The organism is Shewanella sp. cp20, assembly GCF_000832025.1.
In the GTDB taxonomy this organism is placed as follows: Bacteria; Pseudomonadota; Gammaproteobacteria; order Enterobacterales; family Shewanellaceae; genus Shewanella.
The window spans coordinates 97,339-119,017 of record NZ_JPII01000049.1; the positions used below are offsets into that span (position 1 = coordinate 97,339).

The 21,679-nt window shown below is 51.5% G+C and carries 15 protein-coding genes and 1 pseudogene; 6 read left to right on the forward strand and 10 right to left on the reverse strand.

All coding sequences use genetic code 11. From position 1 onward, the window contains the following. The 4 genes and pseudogenes from DB48_RS17680 (at position 1) to DB48_RS17695 (ending at position 7,271) form a co-directional block, all read left to right on the forward strand. Positions 1–1,361: pseudogene (locus DB48_RS17680) on the forward strand (GH1 family beta-glucosidase). 15 nt (positions 1,362–1,376) lie between these two features. Further along, positions 1,377–2,711 carry a glycoside-pentoside-hexuronide (GPH):cation symporter gene (locus tag DB48_RS17685; protein WP_041511509.1) on the forward strand — a complete coding sequence of 445 codons (1,335 nt, stop codon included), beginning with the start codon at positions 1,377–1,379 and terminating at the stop codon, positions 2,709–2,711. A gap of 19 nt (positions 2,712–2,730) precedes the next feature. After that, positions 2,731–3,735, forward strand: coding sequence for a LacI family DNA-binding transcriptional regulator (locus DB48_RS17690; protein ID WP_041511510.1), 1,005 nt, complete (start codon positions 2,731–2,733; stop codon positions 3,733–3,735). A 632-nt stretch (positions 3,736–4,367) separates the two neighbouring features. Continuing rightward, positions 4,368–7,271, forward strand: coding sequence for a TonB-dependent receptor (locus DB48_RS17695; protein ID WP_041511615.1), 2,904 nt, complete (start codon positions 4,368–4,370; stop codon positions 7,269–7,271). Positions 7,272–7,739: 468 nt separating this feature from the next. On the opposite strand, the gene DB48_RS17700 is transcribed toward DB48_RS17695, so the two are convergent. The 8 genes from DB48_RS17700 to DB48_RS17735 all read right to left on the reverse strand — a co-directional run bounded on the left by DB48_RS17700 (position 7,740) and on the right by DB48_RS17735 (position 13,283). After that, positions 7,740–8,114 (reverse strand): hypothetical protein, encoded by a 375-nt coding sequence (locus tag DB48_RS17700; RefSeq protein ID WP_041511511.1) that lies wholly within the window; start codon positions 8,112–8,114, stop codon positions 7,740–7,742. Positions 8,115–8,265: 151 nt separating this feature from the next. Further along, positions 8,266–8,733, reverse strand: coding sequence for a GNAT family N-acetyltransferase (locus tag DB48_RS17705; protein ID WP_041511512.1), 468 nt, complete (start codon positions 8,731–8,733; stop codon positions 8,266–8,268). A gap of 128 nt (positions 8,734–8,861) precedes the next feature. Further along, positions 8,862–9,281 carry a hypothetical protein gene (locus DB48_RS17710; RefSeq protein WP_041511513.1) on the reverse strand — a complete coding sequence of 140 codons (420 nt, stop codon included), beginning with the start codon at positions 9,279–9,281 and terminating at the stop codon, positions 8,862–8,864. 98 nt (positions 9,282–9,379) lie between these two features. Continuing rightward, positions 9,380–9,940, reverse strand: coding sequence for a hypothetical protein (locus DB48_RS17715; protein ID WP_041511514.1), 561 nt, complete (start codon positions 9,938–9,940; stop codon positions 9,380–9,382). A 125-nt stretch (positions 9,941–10,065) separates the two neighbouring features. Then, positions 10,066–10,473, reverse strand: coding sequence for a hypothetical protein (locus DB48_RS17720; protein WP_041511515.1), 408 nt, complete (start codon positions 10,471–10,473; stop codon positions 10,066–10,068). Positions 10,474–10,602: 129 nt separating this feature from the next. Then, the gene (locus DB48_RS17725; RefSeq protein ID WP_041511516.1) at positions 10,603–10,848 is read right to left on the reverse strand and encodes a hypothetical protein; all 246 of its coding nucleotides are present in this window, start codon (positions 10,846–10,848) and stop codon (positions 10,603–10,605) included. Positions 10,849–10,924: 76 nt separating this feature from the next. Continuing rightward, complete coding sequence (locus DB48_RS17730; protein WP_041511517.1) at positions 10,925–12,115, reverse strand: hypothetical protein; 1,191 nt, start codon at positions 12,113–12,115, stop codon at positions 10,925–10,927. Between the two features lie 82 nt (positions 12,116–12,197). Continuing rightward, entirely contained in the window at positions 12,198–13,283 is a 1,086-nt protein-coding gene (locus DB48_RS17735; RefSeq protein ID WP_041511518.1) for a protein kinase domain-containing protein, read from the reverse strand. Between the two features lie 1,019 nt (positions 13,284–14,302). Between DB48_RS17735 and DB48_RS17740 the strand changes: the two genes are divergently transcribed. Together DB48_RS17740 and DB48_RS17750 are read left to right on the forward strand one after the other, a co-directional pair. Continuing rightward, positions 14,303–15,124, forward strand: a complete 822-nt coding sequence (locus DB48_RS17740) for a DUF2797 domain-containing protein (RefSeq protein WP_041511519.1) — start codon at positions 14,303–14,305, stop codon at positions 15,122–15,124. A gap of 448 nt (positions 15,125–15,572) precedes the next feature. Then, complete coding sequence (locus DB48_RS17750) at positions 15,573–17,705, forward strand: TonB-dependent receptor (RefSeq protein WP_041511521.1); 2,133 nt, start codon at positions 15,573–15,575, stop codon at positions 17,703–17,705. 79 nt (positions 17,706–17,784) lie between these two features. Here the strand turns inward: DB48_RS17750 and DB48_RS17755 are convergent, their stop codons facing one another. Further along, positions 17,785–18,390 carry a DUF4136 domain-containing protein gene (locus DB48_RS17755; RefSeq protein ID WP_041511522.1) on the reverse strand — a complete coding sequence of 202 codons (606 nt, stop codon included), beginning with the start codon at positions 18,388–18,390 and terminating at the stop codon, positions 17,785–17,787. A gap of 302 nt (positions 18,391–18,692) precedes the next feature. Further along, on the reverse strand, positions 18,693–21,599 hold the full coding sequence (locus tag DB48_RS17760) for a M9 family metallopeptidase (protein ID WP_235375439.1): 2,907 nt from the start codon (positions 21,597–21,599) through the stop codon (positions 18,693–18,695). Between the last annotated feature and the right edge of the window lie 80 nt (positions 21,600–21,679).

Consider the following 21,679-nt stretch of genomic DNA (forward strand, 5'->3'; position numbering starts at 1 on the left):
ATGACACACGTAACACCTTTTACCCTGCCAAGAGATTCGCGCCTGATGAACAAGGACTTTCTGTTTGGTGTCGCCACCGCTTCATTTCAGATCGAGGGTGATTATCAGCATCGTTTACCCAACATCTGGGACACCTTCTGTGCCACGCCAGGCAAAATCGCCGATGGCTCCGATGGCAAGGTCGCCTGCGACCATATCAATCGCTGGCGTGAGGATGTACAACTGATAGCCTCACTGGGGGTCGACGTCTATCGTCTGTCGATCTCATGGGGACGGGTGCTTTATCAGGATGGCAGCATCAACCGCCAAGGCATGGACTTCTACATCGCCCTGCTGGACGCATTGCGGGTGCGCAATATCAAGGTATTTGTCACCCTGTACCACTGGGATCTGCCCCAACATCTGGAAGATAACGGCGGCTGGCTCAACCGAGACACGGCACATGCCTTCGCCCACTACAGCCGCGTGGTGGCACAGGAGCTGGGCAACCGGGTCTACGCCTACTCGACCCTCAACGAGCCCTTCTGCAGCGCCTACCTAGGATATGAGGTCGGCGTGCATGCACCAGGTCACCAGAGCCGCAGCCAAGGTCGCACCGCGGCCCATAACCTGCTGCTGGCCCACGGCCTGGCCATGGCCGAACTTAGACGCTTCGCGCCCCATGCCAAGGCGGGCATAGTGCTCAACTTCAGCCCGGCCTATCCCCATAGCGATTCAGCAGAGGATGCCTACGCCGCCCGTCAGGCGCACGAATACCATAACCTCTGGTATCTGATGCCCCTGATGCAGGGCCGTTATCCAGAGATCGTCGATCGGCTCGCCCCGCAGGAGAGACCCGAGATCCTACCCGGCGACATGGATATCATCACCGCCGAGATGGATTATCTGGGCATCAACTATTACACCCGCAACGTCTATCGCGCCGGTGGTGAACTAGGCTTGAGGATGTACGCATCGACAACGTGCCCCGCACCGCCATGGACTGGGAGATCTGCCCGGGCGCCTTTACCGAGCTACTCAAAGATCTGTCGAGCGAATTCGCCTTACCGCCCATCTACATCACGGAAAACGGCGCCGCCGAAGAGGATGTGATGCAAGACGGTGAGGTCCACGACCCCATGCGGCTGGCCTATCTACAATCTCACCTGCTGGCCGTACACCAGGCTATCGAGGCCGGTGTGGATGTTCAGGGCTATTTTGCCTGGAGCCTGATGGATAATTTCGAATGGGCGGAGGGTTACCGTAAACGCTTCGGTCTGGTATATGTAGACTACCTCACCCAGCAGCGTACCCTTAAATCAAGCGCCAAAGCCTACCAAGGCCTGCTTGCACAAAGGCAAACACTGGACCAACAAGAATAATAATAGGAGGTCGCCATGTTAAGCATTAGAGAGAAAGTCGCCTACGGGCTTGGCGATACCGCCAGCAATATCGTATTTCAAACCGTCATGCTATTTCTGACGTTTTTTTATACCGACATCTTCGGTATCTCCGCCGCCTTCGTCGGCACCATGTTTCTGGCGGTGCGTATCATGGATGCGGTGACCGACCCGCTGATGGGTTATCTGGCCGATCGCACCCATACCCGTTGGGGGCGATATCGCCCCTACCTCTTGTGGTGCGCCCTGCCCTTCGCCGCCATCAGCGTACTGGCCTTTACCACACCTGATTTCAACGAGAGCGGCAAGGAGATCTACGCCCTGGTCACCTATGCCCTGCTGATGCTGGCCTATACGGCAATCAACATCCCCTACTGCGCCTTGGGCGCGGCGCTCACCACCAATCCGGCCGAGCGGGTATCTGTGCAGTCCTACCGCTTCGTGTTTGCCATGTTAGGCGGCCTGATGGTGAGCTCCCTCACCCTGCCCCTGGTGGATTTTTTCGGCAATGGCGACAAGGCCAAGGGTTACCAACTCACCATACTGGCCATGAGCATACTGGGCACCATCATGTTCTTGCTCTGCTTTGCCGGCACCAAGGAGCGGGATTTTAGCAAGGACGAAGGCAGCGACAACATGAAAGCCGCCGCCAAGGCGCTTTGGGCGAACGATCAGTGGCGCGTGCTGTCGCTGGCGGCCATCTTCCTGTTAACCGGCCTGGTGCTTAAGTCCACCCTGGCCATCTATTACGTCAAATACTTCCTCGGCCGCGAGGATATGATCAGCCTGTTTGTCACCAGCGGTGTCATAGGCAACATAGTCGGGGTGGCGCTGGCAAAGAAACTCGCCGACAAGATCTGCAAGGTAAAGGCCTATATCGGCCTGCAGCTGATCGCCGCCGTCCTGTGCCTGCTGGCCTGGTTTGTCCCGGGCGAACAATACCTGCAGGCCCTGGTGCTCTATATCGCCTGGAACTTCACCATCAACATGGGCACTCCGCTGTTGTGGGCCAAGATGGCCGACACAGTCGATTATGGCCAATTCAAGACAGGCGTTCGCACCACAGGCCTGGTGTACTCCTCGGTGATCTTCTTCATCAAACTGGGGCTGGCCATCGGCGGCGCCCTCGCCGGCTGGTTGCTGGCCGCCTACGGCTATGAGGCCGATACGGTGCAAAGCCAGCATACCCTGGATGGGATCTTGCTCTGTTTTACCCTTTACCCGGCGCTGGCTTCGATTGCGGTTGCCTTTGTCATGCGACGCTATACACTGGACACTCAAATGGTTACCCAAATCAATACCGCGCTGAAACAAAAACATTCAGGCACATAGCAAGGAAAGCCAAGCATATATGGCCACAATTTATGACGTATCACTACTGGCAGGCGTGTCCCTGGCGACCGTCTCCCGGGTGGTGAATAATACCGGCAAAGTCAGCGACAAGACCCGCCAGAAGGTCCACGATGCCATGGCGCAGTTGGACTATCGGCCCAACACCATAGCGCAGTCGCTGGCCTCTAATCGCTCCAACAGTGTAGGCGTCCTGGTCTCCCAGCTCGATGGTCCCTTCTACGGCCCCCTGATGCGGGAGATCGAATCTGTACTGCGCTCGGCCAATAAGCACGTGATCATCGCCGCCGGTCACAGCGATGCCGCCCAGGAGAAAGAGGCGGTGGAGTTTCTACTCTCCCGCGGCTGCGATGCGCTGATTGTGGATGCCGAAATTGTTACCAACGACTACCTAAGAGAGCTGTGCCAGGGCAAGACCCCTGTGGTACTGATCAACCGGCACGTTGAGGGGATAGCGGATCGCTGCGTGCATCTGGACAACCTCAAGGGCGGCCTGCTTGCCAGCAGGCATGTGCTGGAGTTCGGCCACAGCCGCATCGCCTATATCTCGGGTCCCCTGTTTAAGCTCGATGCCAGAGAACGCCTACTGGGCCACAAGCAGGCGCTGGCCGAGCACGGCCTAGCCTTCGATGAGGCGCTGTTCTTCGAGGGCGACTTTCGTGAAGAAGGTGGCTACGAAGGCATGGCGACACTGCTCGATAGCGGTGAGCCATTTAGCGCCGTGGTGTGCGCCAACGATCAGATGGCCTCGGGTGCCATCGCCCTGTGTCTCGAGCGAGGCCTACGGGTACCAGAGGAGATCTCCTTCGTGGGCTTCGATGATATCCCCTTCCCGCGCTACATTTCGCCTAAGCTAACCACTGTGTCTAACCCTATCCAGGATATGGGCCACATGGCCGCCAACTGGGTACTCAAAGAGGTGTACGGCCAGAGCGATATCGAATTCAACCACAAATTCGAACCCCAACTGGTGGTGCGTGAGTCGGTGCAGCGGCCCCAGGGCTAACAGGTACTGGACTAACAGGCACAGGCCTAGCCTGCACGGCGCTCGCCCCAAAAGCGCTATTCTCAATAGCGCTTTTGGGGCGCAGCTAGCTTGTCCTGTGAAGCTGACCGCACCTCTCTCCGCACCTCTGTCCGTCTAAGCCGCCCTCGATTAAAGCTAAGCCGCGCCCGTTTAAAGCCAAGCCTGTCTGCGCCAGTGTCTGTGCGCAGCTGGGTCTGTAAGTTCCTGAGCCAGTCCCCAGCTAAGCCTGTCCCCAGCCGAGTCCGTCACCACTTAGCCTCTCGATAACTAATTTGGCCTAGATCCATTCCCCCGCTTGACCCGTTTCTGGCAAAAGTCGCCACCACAAATGTAAGCGCTTTCAAAAAATATTTAGAATTAATCCGGTAGAGGGTAAGTCGATTATCCAGAGAAAATTCAATTATTTACACAAGACTCCTTGCATGACGCTCGCCATCACAATTCAACATTTTGACAACATTTTTACGACCAGCGGTTGACATAAAAGTATCCAGGTCTTAATTTATGTAAGCGCTTACATTTTGCGATTGCAGGAAAAGTTGTATGCAAAGCGGTAAGCTTTACATCAATAGCGTCCCTTGGCAGCCAAGGGTCTCTGGGAGAGGAACCTGATGCGACAATTAGAATTTAAAAGAACAAAGCTAGCCACCAAGATCTCACTGGTGCTGGGTCTGCTGTCTGCCCTACCCGCCGTTGCCGAAGAGGCCCCTGTGGTCGATGGCGATATCGAAGTTATCCAAGTCACCGGCGTGCGCGGTTCACAGGCTAAGGCCATGGACCTCAAACGTCAGTCTGCCGGGGTGGTCGATGCGATCTCTGCCGAAGATATCGGTAAATTCCCCGATACTAACCTGGCCGAATCGCTGCAACGTATCTCTGGTGTGTCTATCGACCGTGTCAACGGCGAAGGCAGCAAGGTGACGGTACGTGGCTTTGGCCCCGATTTTAACCTGGTGCTGCTCAACAACCGCACCATGCCGACCGCCCAGGTGGCCGGCGAGTCTACCCGCTCATTTGAGTTTGCCAACCTGGCCTCCGACGCGATCAGCGGCGTCGAGGTATACAAGACAGGCAAGGCCGATATCAGCTCGGGTGGCATAGGCTCCACCATCAACATCCGTACTGCCCGCCCCTTCGACACCCGCGACCTGGTCGCCACTGTGGGGGTTAAGGCCCACCACGACAGCAGTGTAGAAGATGGCAGCTCGGTCACCCCAGAGATCTCAGGGATCTTCAGCAACACCTTCATGGACGATTCACTGGGCTTTGGTGTATCCGCCTCTTACCAGAAGCGTGACAGCAACACCAAGCGCGCTACCATAGACGGTTGGCGCCAGAATATCGATGGCGAGCTCAACCCTAATGCCGTGGTAGTTAACGAAAACCAAAACCCCTATGGCAACACCTTCTACGCCCGTAACATAGGCTTTGCCAGCCAGGACACAGAGCGCGAGCGTACCAACGCCCAGGCGGTGTTCCAATATGCGCCTAACGACGATCTGGAGATGACCCTGGACTACACCTACTCCAAGCTGTCGGATGTCTCTAATGCCGATACCTGGGGCTTATGGTTCTCAGGCCCGGGTAACGCCACTAACGCCCATATCAACGAGCACGGCACCTTCGACTATGTGACCGAGGTGGGCGGCGACTACTCGAGCACCATGCAACAAAATGCCTCGGACAACATCAATAAGTCGCTGGGCTTTAACCTCAAGTGGCAGGCGAGCGATAACCTTGAACTGAGATTCGATGCCCACGATTCAAGCGCCACCGCCGAGGGCACCCTAGGCAATAGCGCCGATAACAAGTTCTTCATCCTGGGCGCGCTTAACATCGCCGACAAGACCTATGATGCAACTGGCACTGAGATCCCGCTGCTTGATGCTAACTATGGCACGCTCAATCCAAACGGCGAGCCGCACCTGCTCCCCGAGCACTACGCCTCGCTATTTGCCGGGGTACGCGCCGGTCGCAACGAAACCGACGTTAACCAGTATCAGTTTGACGGCCGCTGGATAAACGAGAACAACGACGCCCTCTCCTCTATCGATTTCGGACTCTCGTTCACCTCGATGGAAACCCGTGCACAAGGCTCTTACACCGGCCCTATCAGCGCAGGCTGGTACGGCAACATGGGGCTGTGGAAAGACGACGTGAGCTACGTAGGCTTGGGCTCTGACTTCCTGTCTGACTTCTCGGGTGGTGGCAGCGACATGCTGATCCCTTACTACTACACCTATGATCAGCAGGCCGCCATGGAAAAGGCCGAGGCACTTTATGACGTAGAGTACGTATCGGCGCCTTGGCAAGATGATCACCTGATCAAAGAAGACACTACAGCCGCCTATATCCAGATCAACATCGAGAGTGAGTTCAACAGTATGCCGCTGAGTATCGTGGCCGGCCTGCGCTACGAGCAAACCGATGTGACCGCAAGCTCTATGCAACAGGAAGCCCAGCAGCTGGTGTGGCTCAACCCCACAGAGTGGCAAACCGTCTATGCCGATGACTTCAGTTACAGCCATGAAACCCATGACTACAAGGAGTTCCTGCCAAATCTGGATATCAACCTGGAAGTGGTCGAGGACGTGATTGCACGCTTCAGTTATAGCCGCACCATCAGCCGTCCAACCCTAGGGTCGATGCGCGCCACGACGGCACTGACGCCGATTCCTAAGGTAGGCTCACGCACAGGTTTTGCCGGTAACCCTGCCCTGAAGCCATTTAGCTCGCACAACATTGATCTGTCAGTGGAATACTACTACGACAGTGCCAGCTATGTGTCGGTGGGTTACTTCAACAAGGAAGTGGAAAACTTCCTGATGAACACCATTGACACGGTCGAGTATGACCATCTGCGCGACCCATACCTAGGTGCCGCCGCCGAGCAGGCCCGCGCCGAGCTGATTGCCAACAATGAGACCCCAAGCGATGAAGCCGTGTTCCAGTGGCTTATCGACAACGGTTATGGCAATGCCGAGGGCCGTGTCCCTCAGGCGGGTGGTGACCCTGTGGCCGAATGGAACATCAGCAAGCCCAACAACGTCGAAGATCTCAATATCAACGGCTTCGAGTTTGCGTGGCAGCACTGGTTCTGGGATACCGGCTTTGGTTTTGCCGCCAACTACACCCTAGTGGATGGCGATACCGAGTACGATGTTGAGCGTGTCGACGAGCAGTTTGCCCTGCCCGGCCTGTCAGATTCAGCCAACTTCTCAGTTTTCTATGAGAACTACGGCCTGCAGGCTCGTATGGCCTACAACTGGCGCGACACCTTCCTGTCGGGCATGGGTCAGGCGGAAGCCGGTGGACCAGCCCCTCAGTTCACCGAGGCCTATGGTCAGCTGGACATCAGCGTGAGCTACCAGCTCACCGACAACCTGTCCATCTTCGCCGAAGGCATCAACGTGCTTGAGCAGGAAAAACGTGTCTACGGCCGCTACGAGGAGCAGATGCTGCTGGCTCAGCAAAACGCTGCCCGTTACGCCATTGGCGCACGTTACAGCTTCTAAGCTAATGCAACAACGGAGCCTACCCTGCATGTTAGGGTAGGCTCCAAAACAACACACAACGATGTAAACCCTTTAGGTCATAGACAAGGATAAGGTCTTTTGCCGCGGTCCCCACCGCGGCCTTTTTTTATTTAAAGAAAAGCGAAAGTCTCAGCGGAAAGGGGGAAGCGGGAAGCGGGAAGCGGGAAGCGATGCAGAGTCTGCACACCAAAATAGCGGCAATTAACGGAAAGATGCCTGTTACCTTCAGGGGAAAATCAGCATTCCTTCGCACCATTTTTACAGCATCAAGCCAGCCAAACCTATAGATATAAAAATTTATCCGGCATTTTCGCAGGAGAAATAACACTATCTAAGTATTACTCTTGAACGCAAGGCACTAGTACAACTGACGACTTGACGACTTGACGACTTGACGACTTGACGACTTGACGACTTGACGACTGATTGTACCCATCAAGTTTCTCATTAGTCTTTATCTAGGGTTATTCTGACATTTTTCATTTCAACGACGTATTCACAACGCCCATCGGCTAAATAATTGCCACATTTGAAAAATTTGTTCTCCCACAATATTCTTTCCGGATTCCACATACGCTTGTTGTTGAAAACAGAGGTGGGCGGCGTATCTGACTTTTCATAATCAGTCTTCTTGTTTGTTGCCTTTGATTTTTGCAGCCTCTCAAGTTCAGATTTAGCATTTAAATACTCAGCCTGGGCACGCTCTGCTTTTATTTTTAGCTCATGAACTCGATTTTCTAACTGCTCGATTTCTGAGTCAGCAGCGCCAATAGCAGACAAAGGAAACAGAAAAACACACAAAAATGTAAACTTTACTTTCATTATTACCCCCTACCATTAGGCCAGCAACATAGGCAAACTCGTGACTGTGTATTTTGTTCGATGCTCGAAAATCCATGCTAACAAAGTGCAGGTGTCAGTCCTTTTCAACAAGCACCGCGACTAACGCCGCAACGAACGAGTACCCCCACTGTTATACACCTGTCTCTGCCACCATGACAGTGACAAGCACACCTTTTGAGTCAACCTGCTCCAGATGCCTAAAGCCGAATTGGGTATATAAGCCGCCAGACAAGTCTTCGGTTTGCAGGTACAGCATAGCGATACCCGCCCTGCGCGCTTGCCTAAGTACTTCTTTCACGAGCGCCGATGCCACTCCCTGACCACGAGCCTGCTCGCGGACGTAGACACCACCGAGCCAGAACTCATACTCAGGAAACATCTCCATTTCACGGATTTTCAACTCTGCCGCTCCCACCAGCTCACCTTTTTGCTTGGCGAGCACTATCATAGGCGCACCAAGACGACAGGTAGCAGATGAGACATTCTCACGAACAAACTGGAAGGAGTGACGGCCAGACGCACGACACCACTGGTCGTAATACCACCGAGCAACCGTATCGGCAGCGGATGGATCATCCGCAAGAAGACAAAATTCCATTTAATCCCTTAAAGCCTCGAACGCCTTACTAATGGGCGCATAAATGCTTGGCTAAAACCAGCGACGAAGGAGCACAAGCCAAGCGTTTTTCGTCCCTACCATAATGGCCTTGTATGGTTAAACTTGAATCACAAACTAGACCATTGCTCCTTTAACCCTATCAAATGCACGACACCAAAAGATAGGCAAATCACTGAACTCCAAACCCAAAACTCAGGCGAGCGTCCCATAGGTGAGTTTATAAAGAAGAAGCCTACTATCCCACGAACAAAATAGATTAACGTTATTAATATAAGAACTAACCGAATTAAAGGGAGTTTGAAAATAACCCCAGCAGCTGAAAACGCATACATTGACCAAATTGAGAGTACCAAGGTAATCCCAGCTGTTATCAAAGTAGGTTTTATACTCCCTTGTTCAGAAAGTGATGCCATTTTCTCTCCCGCACCAAAGAAGCGATACCATGACGCACCAAAATAAATACAACCTAAATGAAGAATGGCAACTAAAGCACTTAATGTACCCGCAATAATCAGAAAAATATTCATACCTTGTGAAGCCTCCATTTAACCTAACGCCCGCAACACCGGACAATTTGTAGCGCAGCGAAAAATTGAGCCGTATGGTTGCGTTTGTTATGCATTACTTATATCGATACTTCTACTGAGGTTGACTCTACCAATATCCCATTTAACGTTTTTGTCTTTGGCTGAAAGCCAATGGTTGGCATGTAAACAGCATTCATTTCAGATAAAATAATCGTCTCTGGCCAGAGCTTATCAAAACCTCCAAGGTTCGTGACATTAAACCCCTTCAACAGTTTAACTTCATAGGAAAGCATATAATAACCATTGCCAGAGGGGCTAATGCTTACCCACGATTCGCAATCAACTTTCTCAGTTTTGTAGTTGGGTGATTTTGAGCCATCTTTTTTTGGTGTTACTGACTTGAGGTCTTGAAACACTCCGGTTTCTTTACACAAATCAAATTTACCAAGGTAAGGCAGAGTATCTATATTGACTCTAACTGTTCGCTTTACGTCATTCTGCCTTAGTATATTAAATACAATGTAGCCACCAGTCGTATTAGCACCAACCTGGTGACTAACCTCTTTGTTTTTTACATAATTATTTTCTTCTTTTTTCTCATCTAGGCTAGCACAACCTCCAATGAAAACTAATAGTAATAACGCTCCAATTTTCCTCATACGAAATTCCTTACTTGTGACTGAACTTGTTTGCATAACGCCTTACTAATGGGCGTAAAAGGCTTGGCTAAAATTAGCGACGAAGGAGCGCAAGCCAAGCGTTTTGCGTCCTTTTGAGTCACTTGTTAGCATTCAACGTCCTCGATAACAAATTGCCCTGTTGACTCAACCCAACTACCTTCTGGAACATCTAATTTATAGTTACCTAATTCATTGTCAGATAAGATTGGAAGCAACGAATTAACCTTAAACAATTTTTCGTTATCTTCATCTAACTCGAATCCGCCGTATGTACCTACAACGCTTTTCGCTATAGATTTAGTTTGTTTATCCGTTAACTGCCAGTTAGCGTGCCAATATCTTAGATCGGCATCTTTCAATTTGTTGAGAGGAAAACAACTTTTAAACCAATCAATACTTCCAATGAAATAGCAGACAATAGTTAGATCAAAATCAGGGAAGTAAACCTCAGCTTCACCTTCATTTTCGCAACTGCATGGTGCGACACTTTTTACGATTACTCGATATTTCATATTGAATGCTAACGCCTTGCTAAGGGGCAACCGAAACGCAGTGTAGGTTGTCCCGCGGAGGCCGGGCTTTTTGCGGCCGGAGTGAACTTGAGCAACTTGTTAGGTGTTGCCGCACGATAGCTAATGAATTTAGTAAACGCCCGCTGTTTCATCGATTACGAACTTCGCTTTGTTTTCTTTGCACCATACTTCAAGCTCGTTTTTGAGTTCAGGGTACAAATCCTTTGCCCATGACGGTGCCTTTTGAACCCAGACCTTTTCCGTTGGCAAGTAGGCAGAAAGAATACCCATTGGAAGCTCAAGAATAAAAGAGCCTCCAGAGCCTGTTACAACTAGCTCTTCTTTCCATCGTGGCTGAAATTTAAACTCGCTCATTCTTAATGACACCTAACGCCGTGCTCTGCGGAAATTTAGGAGCGCTAGCGAGTAAATTTTCCGTAGCAGCACCTTGTTAAGTCTTCTTTCCAATTATTGGCAATAAATCATCATCAACAAATTGATTCGGCTTCCACCCCGAAAGCAGCTTATCCAAATAGAATGTATCAAGCGCTCCCAGTGAAACTCCTGCTATTGTTCCCAATCCACCAGTTAAAGCAGCATCTGCAGCTAAACCTAAGCCAGTAAAGACGCTAAATCTAGCGGTTTTACCAGGCAGTTTATCCGCTATGGTTTCTTTTGTTACTTCCGAATAATATTCTTTAATTAGGTCGCCATCAGGTTGTCGATTTGACAGCCAATCTTTGAATTCATTTGATTTGTGGATGATTTCTATGGCTTCTTTAGATGTGATTACTCTATTGTTTACAGCATCACGTAATTTTTGTGCATCATCTAAAATAAATTCATTGAAATTACCAATCTTCTGTTCTGTTTTAAAACTTTTCTCAAATATGTAATCGAATTTATTTTTAGCCAAATCAGAGCTTATTTTACTTGCTGCAATTTCAGATACATTATTTGACGCAAAGTACAGCTCTTTTTCTAGCTCTAACACCTCGGCTAGAATAGACGCTGGTGTTAATGAAGAGTGAGATGGCGGCACGAATTGATGATAAACCTTGTTGAGAGTTAGAAAATTAGCATTAGTGGATACGACTATGCCTTTTTCTTGTTTCTCAGTATGAAAACGTAGGCCTGATAGATCTACCGAGCTATTTAGTTTTGACTTTAGAACTAAACTTGCAGCTGATTGAATATATTGTTGGTCCAAAATCGAATGGCGAGTCCCTTCCAATATTGAATGATCATGATTAGTGACCTTTATCTTATCTTGTATTTTATTTGCTAGACGTCGGCCTTTTCCTGCTTTTCCTGTTACCTCAACAATTTGCTTTCTGAGTACATCTTGATATAAATATTGGGGAGAGGTTATTTCTACAACATCATGATACTGTTTTAAGCCCTCTGTATTTGTGTGCACTCCAACCATTGACTCTGTGTAGATTACACTGAGCGCATTAGAGTCAATCAGATCTATTAACCCATCTACCCCAAAGTATTTAATGAGTTGCTTGAGTATTCCTTGTGAAGCTATAACACATGTCGATTTATAGAAAATCATGCACTCAACAAGATGCCCTATATCAATGGGGTTATTTCCATCGAACTTGTTTTGAGTTGCAAATGTAATTTTCTCGAACAATGTCTGATTCCTTATGACTTAACGCCTTGCTCACCGGTAAATTGCGAGCGCAGCGAGTAATTTATCCGCGTGCAGCAACTTGTTAAATGCACTTTCCAAACTTTGTTTGAAATTGCTCCCATCTTTTCCACAAATATGGCCACCCGCCTTTTAAAGGTTCTGTAGACGCCTGTTTTTCAAAGTGATTTATAAGGAATTCTAGCTGAGCAAAGCTTTCTTGTGATTCACGTTTAATAATATCAAGCAATGATATCTTGACCTCCTCAATAGATGGTCTATCAGCGGCGTCAACTGAGAGCATGTCATGAATAAGAGATTGGACCTCAGGCACTATCGGAGGAATACCCTCAAAAGTTATACTTGCAGTCGTTGCCCATTTTTTCCAAGCATCAGCCTTAGTCCACTTTTTACTATTACCATCAGCCGGTCGAGGCCAATAATCATTTAGCTTTATGCCAACCGGGTGGAAACCATCACTCATAAGCTCATAGAGAATGACCCCCAGCGCAAATATATCCGTTTTAGGTGAAAGCTCAGATTCACTCCACTGTTCTGGAGCCATATAAGGCCGTGAACCACCAAAGACGGAAGAGTCTCGAAAAGCATTTGCTAGACCGAAATCAGCGATTAGAGCCAAGTTATAGATATCCAGATCCGGTAAACCACGATATTCGCTTTTTACGTCCCTCAGAAAAATATTGGCTGGCTTCAAATCTTGATGCGCTATTAGGCCACGCTTATAGCAGTGGCTCAAGCCACTGCAAACATAAACCATTATTGAAAGCTTTTCGGTCACGCTAGAAAGTTCAGGCTTTCGTATCACCTTCTCAAGGTCTCCTCCCCAATAACGAAATAGTGCCACAGGGTTTCCAAGTACCTCAGTGAAATCAAATGCCCAATGAACAAACATCTGGTGGTTATATGAAAGCTGATTCTTTAGTTCATTAACAAATCTTTGATTTGTTTCCTGAATGGAGGCGTTTTTGAGAGGTTTCGGTATTTTTGCACATACATATCGAGGTGATACATTTTCACCTTGATCAAAAACATAAATCTCTCCACACATACCTCCAGAAACTGAAACACACGTCCCTTTGTTACCCAAAGCAATCTCTAACATAAATTTCTTATGAGCATCATCGAGGGCATGAAAATCTATTTGCTCCATGGAGCTTAGCTTCCTTTGCATTTAACGCTTATTAGCGAGAATGCCGCCTATGTATATCACTACAACCTAATGTACATCGCGGCAAAATTTTTTAACCATCTGAAATTTATATCAATAATAACATTGCATAACAAGTAGAAAGTGAACAGCCCCAAAACAAAACGAGACCGGATTTAAAGAGACCCTCACCTCTTCCTATTAAATAGAAAGTTCTAAGTCATTAATTCAAATTAATCAATATGTTAAACATTAATGTAAAAACAAAGCGAGAGCTGCAAGATTACATAGTAGGAAGCGAAAGAGGCCCTTTTTTGCAAAATCCCATTATACCTGTATAGATCCGCAGTATAGCGAGTAAAGTTTGGCAACCTACCGAACACTCATCTAGCCCTCCTACTCACATCAAATGAAGCCAAATCGAAGAGGCGTATAGATACAGGTGTATGCACGCTTTTGGCTCTCGGCGCCATGGCCAAATATGTTCCCTACATCTTTTGACATTCCCTACATCCATGTAGGTCAGTGCCGCCGTGAAGCCTCCAGGGATAGCTCTCTTTGACAAAAAGTCGGCGTGTAGCAGATGTATCTGCACATACGTCGTTCTTTCACATCCATGTGATCACGACATTGGTACTTCCATGTACTGCACCCGCCGGGCAGGCGATAGATTGCCATGAAGATACGGCCTTCAATTGCCTCCCCAACATCCATTTAGGTCAGAAGACGCACAGCGTGTCACAGGCGTATCTGCACATAAGCCCACCGCAGGTGATAGGTTGCCATGAAGGTACGACTTTCAAGCGTACTCGACAGATCAACACGCCGCTAGACGTTATTCACCCAAACTCCAACATCCCAAACCTTCCCCTACCAGCCATTGAAGAATCCCCTCATCCCCATGGCAACACCTAGATGCAGCCAACACCATTTTCACCTTCCCCCCTTTAACTGTTACACTCATCACAAATTAACGAAGAGTCGGCGCCGCGGCGAACGACTCCAACGCAATTGAGAGTGCAATGCAAGGAACTTTGAAGAAAATGCGCACCAGGCTCGATGAGCAGGGCCTGGCCAATTATCAGCTGCTTGTGGGCGACAATGAAGTCGAACTGAACCCCTTTATCGGTAGCAATATCAAACTTGTCCATACCGGTAATATTTTTTGCTGTAATTGCGGCAAGAAGACCAAGAAGAGTTACTCCCAGGGCCACTGCTTCGTCTGTATGAAGAAGCTGGCGAGCTGTGACATGTGCATCATGAAGCCCGAAACCTGCCACTTTGCCGAGGGGACCTGCCGCGAACCCGAATGGGGCGAGGCAAACTGTTTCGTGCCGCACTATGTCTATCTGTCAAATACCTCGGGACTCAAGGTGGGGATCACCCGCCATACCCAGCTGCCGACCCGCTGGATAGATCAGGGCGCCACCCAGGGCCTGCCCATCCTCAAGGTCTCCAGCCGTCAACTCTCAGGCCTTATCGAAGTCGAGCTGGCCAAGATGATTGCCGACAAGACTAACTGGCGCGCCATGTTAAAGGGCAATGCCGACCCCTTACCGCTCAAGGAGCACGCCGAGGAGCTGCTGCCGCAGATCGAGCAACACCTGCATAGCCTGATGATGACCCACGGCGAGTATGCCATCGAACGCCTGAATCAAGAGATAGTCGCCATCGACTATCCTGTGAGCGAGTTCCCCACCAAGATAGCCTCCCACAACTTCGACAAGGAGCCTGTGGTGAGCGGCAAGCTGATGGGGATCAAGGGTCAGTACCTGATCTTCGATACCGGCGTGATTAACCTGCGTAAGTTCACCGCCTACGAGGTCAGCTTCGAAGCCGAGTGAGTCGGGTCACAGTTTTACTAGATAAAGCTCGACTAGCATAGGACTTGGCTAGAATGAGCCTCACTCAAATAAACAGCAGAAAGCGCCTGCATACGAAAGTGTGCAGGCCTTTTTAATGCAAGTTAGAGTGTAAAGACTTATACAAGTGCTTATACAAGTGCTGATGTAAATGCTAATCCCCCCTCCTCTTCTGCCAATGCTTAGGCGCATTCTTAGGCAGCATCCTGTGCCAAATCAGAGGAAAACAGCGCGGCTGTGTTACTTCGAGAATGGTTAGCCCCTCGCCCATCACGCTTGCTTTTACAAGCGGTGCCGAGGCTAAAGGCTTAATCAGTTCGACACAAAAATGTAACATATGTAAATCTTGAGCAAACACAAATGATAATCTATATCATTCGCATCAAATTATTGTTCAACCTTTTTTCCTACATAAACCAAGGATAATTTGATGCCCGCTCACCTTGCTTTAAAAAAATCACCTTTGACCCTCTATACCAGCCTCTTCTGCCTCGGGCTGATGAGCCAGCAGGCGGTCGCCGCCGATGACAGCATAGAACGTATCATAGTCACGGGGAGCCGCAGCGCCGAGAGCATCGAAGAGGTACCCTCTTCGGTGACCCTGATCGACAACAAGACCCTGGCCAAGGATATGTTGATCACCTCCGAGCTACAAAACATGCTGGCGTTTCGCGTACCAGGCATGGCGCCCAGCACAGGCACCTCAAGTAATGCAGGCCAGACACTCCGTGGCCGTAAGGCACTGGTGATGATCGACGGTGTGCCCCAGTCTACCCCGCTACGCAACGGCAGCCTGGGCATTCGCTCCATCGACCCTAGCGCCATTGAGCGCATCGAAGTGATCAAGGGCGCCACCTCCATCTATGGCAACGGCGCCTCGGGCGGCATCATCAACTACATCACCAAGACCCCCAGCAGCGATGCCAAGGCCAGCGTAGAGCTGGGCGCCTCGAGCAAATTCAGCGCGGTCAAGTTTGAAGACAGCGCAGGTTATCGCTACCACGCAAGCGTGGACGGTACCCTGGATAAGTTCAGCTACGTGGTCAGCGCCTCCGAGGAGGAAACCGGGCTCGAATATGACGCCGAGGGCGACATCATAGGCCTGATCTACGGCCTGTCGGAAACCAAATCGCAAAACCTGTTTACCAAGCTGGCCTATGAATTTGACAGCGAAAAACAGGTACAGCTGACCTACAACTACTATGAGGCGCAGCAAAACGCCGAACTCATGGACGTCACCGGCAGCGTCAACACCGGTGAGAAAACTTACGCCATCAAGACCAACCAGCCTAAGCCCGGCGTGCCACAGGGACCACGAGGCAACCATAACCTGATGCTGAAATACACAGATCAGGAGATCTTTAACCAGACGCAACTCACCCTCGACGCCTACTATCAGAAGATAGAGAACATGTTCTTCTACTCTGCCGCACTGGCCAACCCCAGCGAAGGCTACGATGGCGGCCAATCGCTAATTCGCTCGGAGAAGCGCGGCCTGCGAATCAACCTCAACAGCTACGCCGACTGGGACAATGTCTCGGCCAGCTTCATCTATGGTATCGATGCCCTGAACGACGTCAGCTCACAGCCACTGCATGATGGCCGCATCTGGGTACCCGAGATGGACATGAGCAACCTGGCGGGCTACCTGCAAACCAAGTTGACCCTGTTTGATGACTGGATCCTCAAGGCGGGCGTGCGTCACGACAGGGTCGACATCAATGTCGATGACTATAAGACCCTCAAGGTGTGCCGCACCGCAGCGACCTGCTCCGTGCCCTTCGATGTTAAGGGCGGCGAGTTAGACTTTACCTCGACCACCTATAACCTGGGCCTGCGCTACCAGCTAGACGATGCCTTCAGCCCGTTTGTCAGCTTCTCGCAGGGCGCGGATATCTCAGATCTTGGCCGCCTGCTGCGTACCGCCACGGTAAACGATATCTCGCTTATCCAGACTGAGGCCTCTATCGTCGATAACTATGAGGTGGGCTTCTCTGGTCATTATGACAAGCTCAGCTATGAACTGGCGGCTTATCGCAGCACCTCAGAGCTTGGCACCAGCAACGCCTATGACGCGGCGACCGGGGTTTACATGCCGGTGCGCGCACCGCAGAAGATCTGGGGCTATGAGGCGCAGCTGGCCTACCAGTGGCTGGATAACCTGAGCACAGACATGAGCTACAGCTGGGTCGAAGGTAAGGACACGGAAAAGGATACCTACTTAGACGGCCAGGTGATCTCGGCACCTAAATTTACCGCCTCCCTCAACTGGCAGCCGATTGACGATGCCAGCATCGCCATCAACTACCTGTATGTGGGCGATCGCAAGCGATTCGACCCGGTCGACGGCCAGTACGTTGGCGCTCAGGGACCAATCAGCAACTACCATCTGGTCAACCTCAGCAGCAGCTATCGGCTCAACAACTGGCAGTTCAGCCTGGGGATAGAGAACCTGTTGAATGAAGACTACTATTCGGCGCGCTCTCAGGCCTTTACCTATTCGGGCTACAACACCAAGGGCCTTGGCACCACCATCAACCTTGGCGTGAAGACACGTTTCTAACCGATACAACAGCGCCGCCCAAATATTGAGCGGCGCTTTTCTCTATCTAACTCTTATCAAGCTTTCACTTCAGGCGAGATCAAGGCTGCCGAGGCAGTGCACCCAGCATCTTATTGATCACCCGGGCAAGCCTTTCATCGGCCTCTTCGCTGGCCAAGGTATTGTCTGAATTTAATGGCGTAAAACCTTGGGCCAATACCCGCCAGCTTGGCGATGCCTGCCTGGGGTCGAACACCAAGAGCAGCACAGAGCCCTTCTCGAAGCGGCCCATATCCACGCCTTGCTCAGAGACCCCCGGCACCAGACCTGCTTTTTGTAAGATCTCACCGTCGCTCATGGTCTCGCCGAGGGCCACACCATAGCCGATCAAGAGATTAGGCGACTCGTCCTCGGCCACCTGCCGATAACCCTTGGCCTGCATCACGGCATTGATGGCGCTGCGCATGCGCGATTTAAGCAGATCTGGCTCCACCTCTCCACCCACATTGAGCAGCTCGACATCGGGATGCAGGGCAAAGGCCTGATGATGACTCGCGATAAAACTCAAGTCGCCACTGGCCACCATGGTCAGACGATCCTCGGGTGCCATGGGCAGTTGCAGTGGCTCCTCCTGACTCACGCTGCAGGCGGTCATCCCCGTTATCAGCATCAGACTCAGGCTCAGATTCAGCAAGATAGATTTCATTTCGGCTCCTCGTCCTTAGTGGGCAATCCTTGATGGGCAGTCCTTGGTGAATGTTCGATTAGCGGCAGCGTTAATCGGCATGGCAAAGTATAGGCCAAAGATCATGAACCTAAGCTGACAAAGTGTTAACAATCATCTCTCTAGACGCTCCTTGGGCGCTCCTTAGGCGCTCAATGGACAATCCCTAAACGCTCCCTAGAAGATAGTCGGCGGGCAATAAACAGACCGAAAATGGCGATAACCAGCAGATAAAAAAACGCCGGCACCGGGCCGACGTTTTGGCTTTAAATCTACCCTGGGGATTATTTAGCCTCGATGGTCACCACCAGGCTGGCACCGCTGCTAGAAGGCGCGCCATCGGCACTGACATAGAACCAACCTTCGGCGGGTGATTCGACACGAATATGCTCATCGTTGCCGACATTTTCCGACTTAACCTGATAGGCCGTCGGGCTTGCCCATGTGGTGGCATTAGCATAGAGATTCAGATCGCCGCTACCATGGGCCGTGTCGATCTCGATAGCCGAGGTATTGGCCGGCACATAGAAGTAATAACTCGAATGCCCGTCGGCCACACACACCGCCTCACCAAACTCTACCCCACCATAGCTGTATGGGCTTTGAGTTAGGCAGGCATCGGCTACCTGGGGCAAACCGTTATCCGGCGCGCCGCCCGCACTCTGGCTTATCTTGAGGCTAACGCCGTCGAACGGGGTGACTGCTACTGTGGAGAGATACACCCAGCCACGATTGGCTACCACACTGATCAGCTCCTCATTGCCGCTGTTTTGTGACTTCACCTCATAGTCGCTCGGGCTCGCCCAGGTCTGCTGGTTAAAGTAGATATCCAGATCCCCCTCGCCACCCGAGGTGCTGATGTAGAGCTGGGTATTGTCCTGCTCAACATAGGTGTAGTAGTAATTCACCCCAGTGCCCGCCACGCACTCGGCCTGCTCCTGAGTAAGGTTACCGTCGCTGATGGTCGCCGCGCCGCAATGGCTCACCTCTCCGCCGCCATTGGCCGCATCGGCGTTGTCGCCTATACCATTGCCATTTTCATCGGCCCACTCGGTCGGATCGTTCGGGAAGGCATCTTCACTGTCTATGACGCCATCACCATCGCTGTCGACCGGCGGCACCACGCCCCCTTCGAGCGGCGTATCGTTGCTGGTCACCGTCAGCAGCCAGCTGTTCCACTGGGCGTCATAGTTTGTGCCTATGGTGTTATCGATATAGTTGAGCCAGCCAGCGGCATCACCGGCGCGGGCATGCACCAGCAGCGCATCGACATCGCTTCTGTGCTGCTCAAACAGGAAGCGCACGGCCAGGTAACCCCAGCGATAGACTCTGTCGGTGCCGCTGTCATAGGTGTTGGCCAGGATCTCACTCAGGCTGAAGGCCTGGCTACGGCCTATATCGATCGCCTCATCGTAGCGATTCTGATGAGAGATATATTCGGCCAGGCCCTCGGCCCACCAAACTGACTTGCCGGTATCGATATCGAAGTAGTTAAACGCGCCATAGAGGTTGAAGCGACCATCTAGGTAGTGCACATATTCGTGTCTCAGGTTCCATACCAAAATATCGTCTGTCCAGGTCGCCTCATGGGCGATGAAACGGGCCTGGTTGTTGGAATCCGACGGTGTCCCCTCCAGATACATGCCGCCGTTATCGGTATTGATGCCGAAGATGATCCCCGCATAGGCATCATAGTCGTCATAGCTGTCGAAGATGTTGACCTGAAGGTCTTCGTTATAGTCATCGGCCACGGGCACGCCACCGGTCGCCAGGATCTGATGAAACAGGCCCTCTTCCTCACCCATGAGATCGCAAGAGGCTTGCAGCTCAGGGTCGGTCAGCTGCTGGGCGCGGATCTTGATGGTATCCGAGCAGCTGTAGTGAATGGCCAGTACGCTGCTCTCTAGCTCATCCTGCCAGCCACAGATCCCGAAGCTGTCACACTGACCCGGGTTGTAGTCATCCAGGTAGCCGGCGCCATCGGCCCACTGCTTCGACAGACGGGGGAACTTAGCCATATATTGCTGCACACCCGTGTTAAGGCTGGTTTTAAGGCTTTCGGGAAGCTGCCAGTAGGACTGATACTCATAGAATCGGCCAAACTCGTGGAAGGCATCGGTCGACTCGAAGGCATAGCTTGAGTTGATGATATAGTCTGAGGTCGCCACCTTAAGCAGCGCCTGACGCAGGTCGTCAAACTCCATGGCGGCCTTGGTATAGGTCTCGTTCCAGCTGCCACGATAGAGGGTGGTCAGCGCCTTGGTCAGCGCCGTCCTGTGATACCAGGAGGCCAGGTGCTGCTCGCTGAACCGATTGAGGTAGTCGGTGATCACCGCCGCCGAATCATAATAGTTATAGGAGCTGTCCCAGGCGATAAAATACTCCTGCAGCGTGTTGCCCTGCATGTCGCTCAGGCTATTAAAGGCCGGGTTCTTGGCATATTCCAGCAACAGGTCGCGCATGGCATTGCTGGCACGACTGTCGCCATAGTTAAGGCTGTCGTTGTAATACTCTATGTAGAAGGCGCCGCGCAGAAAATAGAACAGGTTAAGAAATTCACTGCCCGTGCTGCTGTCATAGCTGGCCGCGTCTGCCTTGGCCAAGTTCGCCACGGCCACCACATTGTCAGCCTGATAGACCTTGACTGCGGTGGCATCGTTACGGGAATAGAGTTCGGAGATGCAGGAAAACTCCGCCTGACGCACAAAGTCATACAGCGCCTGGCCGCTTAGGTTCTCGAACTGACTGTAACCGTTACAGGGATCAGCCTCGGCCGCTGGCCCCTTGGCTCCCTGGTTGCCTTGCATACCCATTAGCCCCAAGCTGCCCTGCATACCCATTGGCCCCGAGCCGCCCTCCACTCCGTGCTCGCTGTTCTTATCGGCATTATGAGGGCTGGCTTTCTTAAGTACAGAGGGCGCTTGCTCGCCGACGACAATATCCCGTGCGCCAGCGGGCTGAGGCGCCGCCTTGTCAGCGGCATGAATGGCGCGAGCCCTATTCTGACCTTGGTTGCTTGACGACTGCTGCGCCTTAAGCGGAGCGGCTTGAGTCGGCGGCGCGACCTTTGCCGAGTGCGAGTCTTGGGCTTGAAGCGCCCAGGGTGTGGCCAGCAGTGAACAGGCCAGGGCGAGCGCCGTGGGCGTGAAGCGGCGTGCATGCACGCCGCGGGCTAATTTGTTGATTGTCATAGTGGTTGTCATAGTAGGTGGTCTCCAGACCGACAGGCCATTAAGGCCTGACATTACTCAGGTTGATGAGACTCGACTCA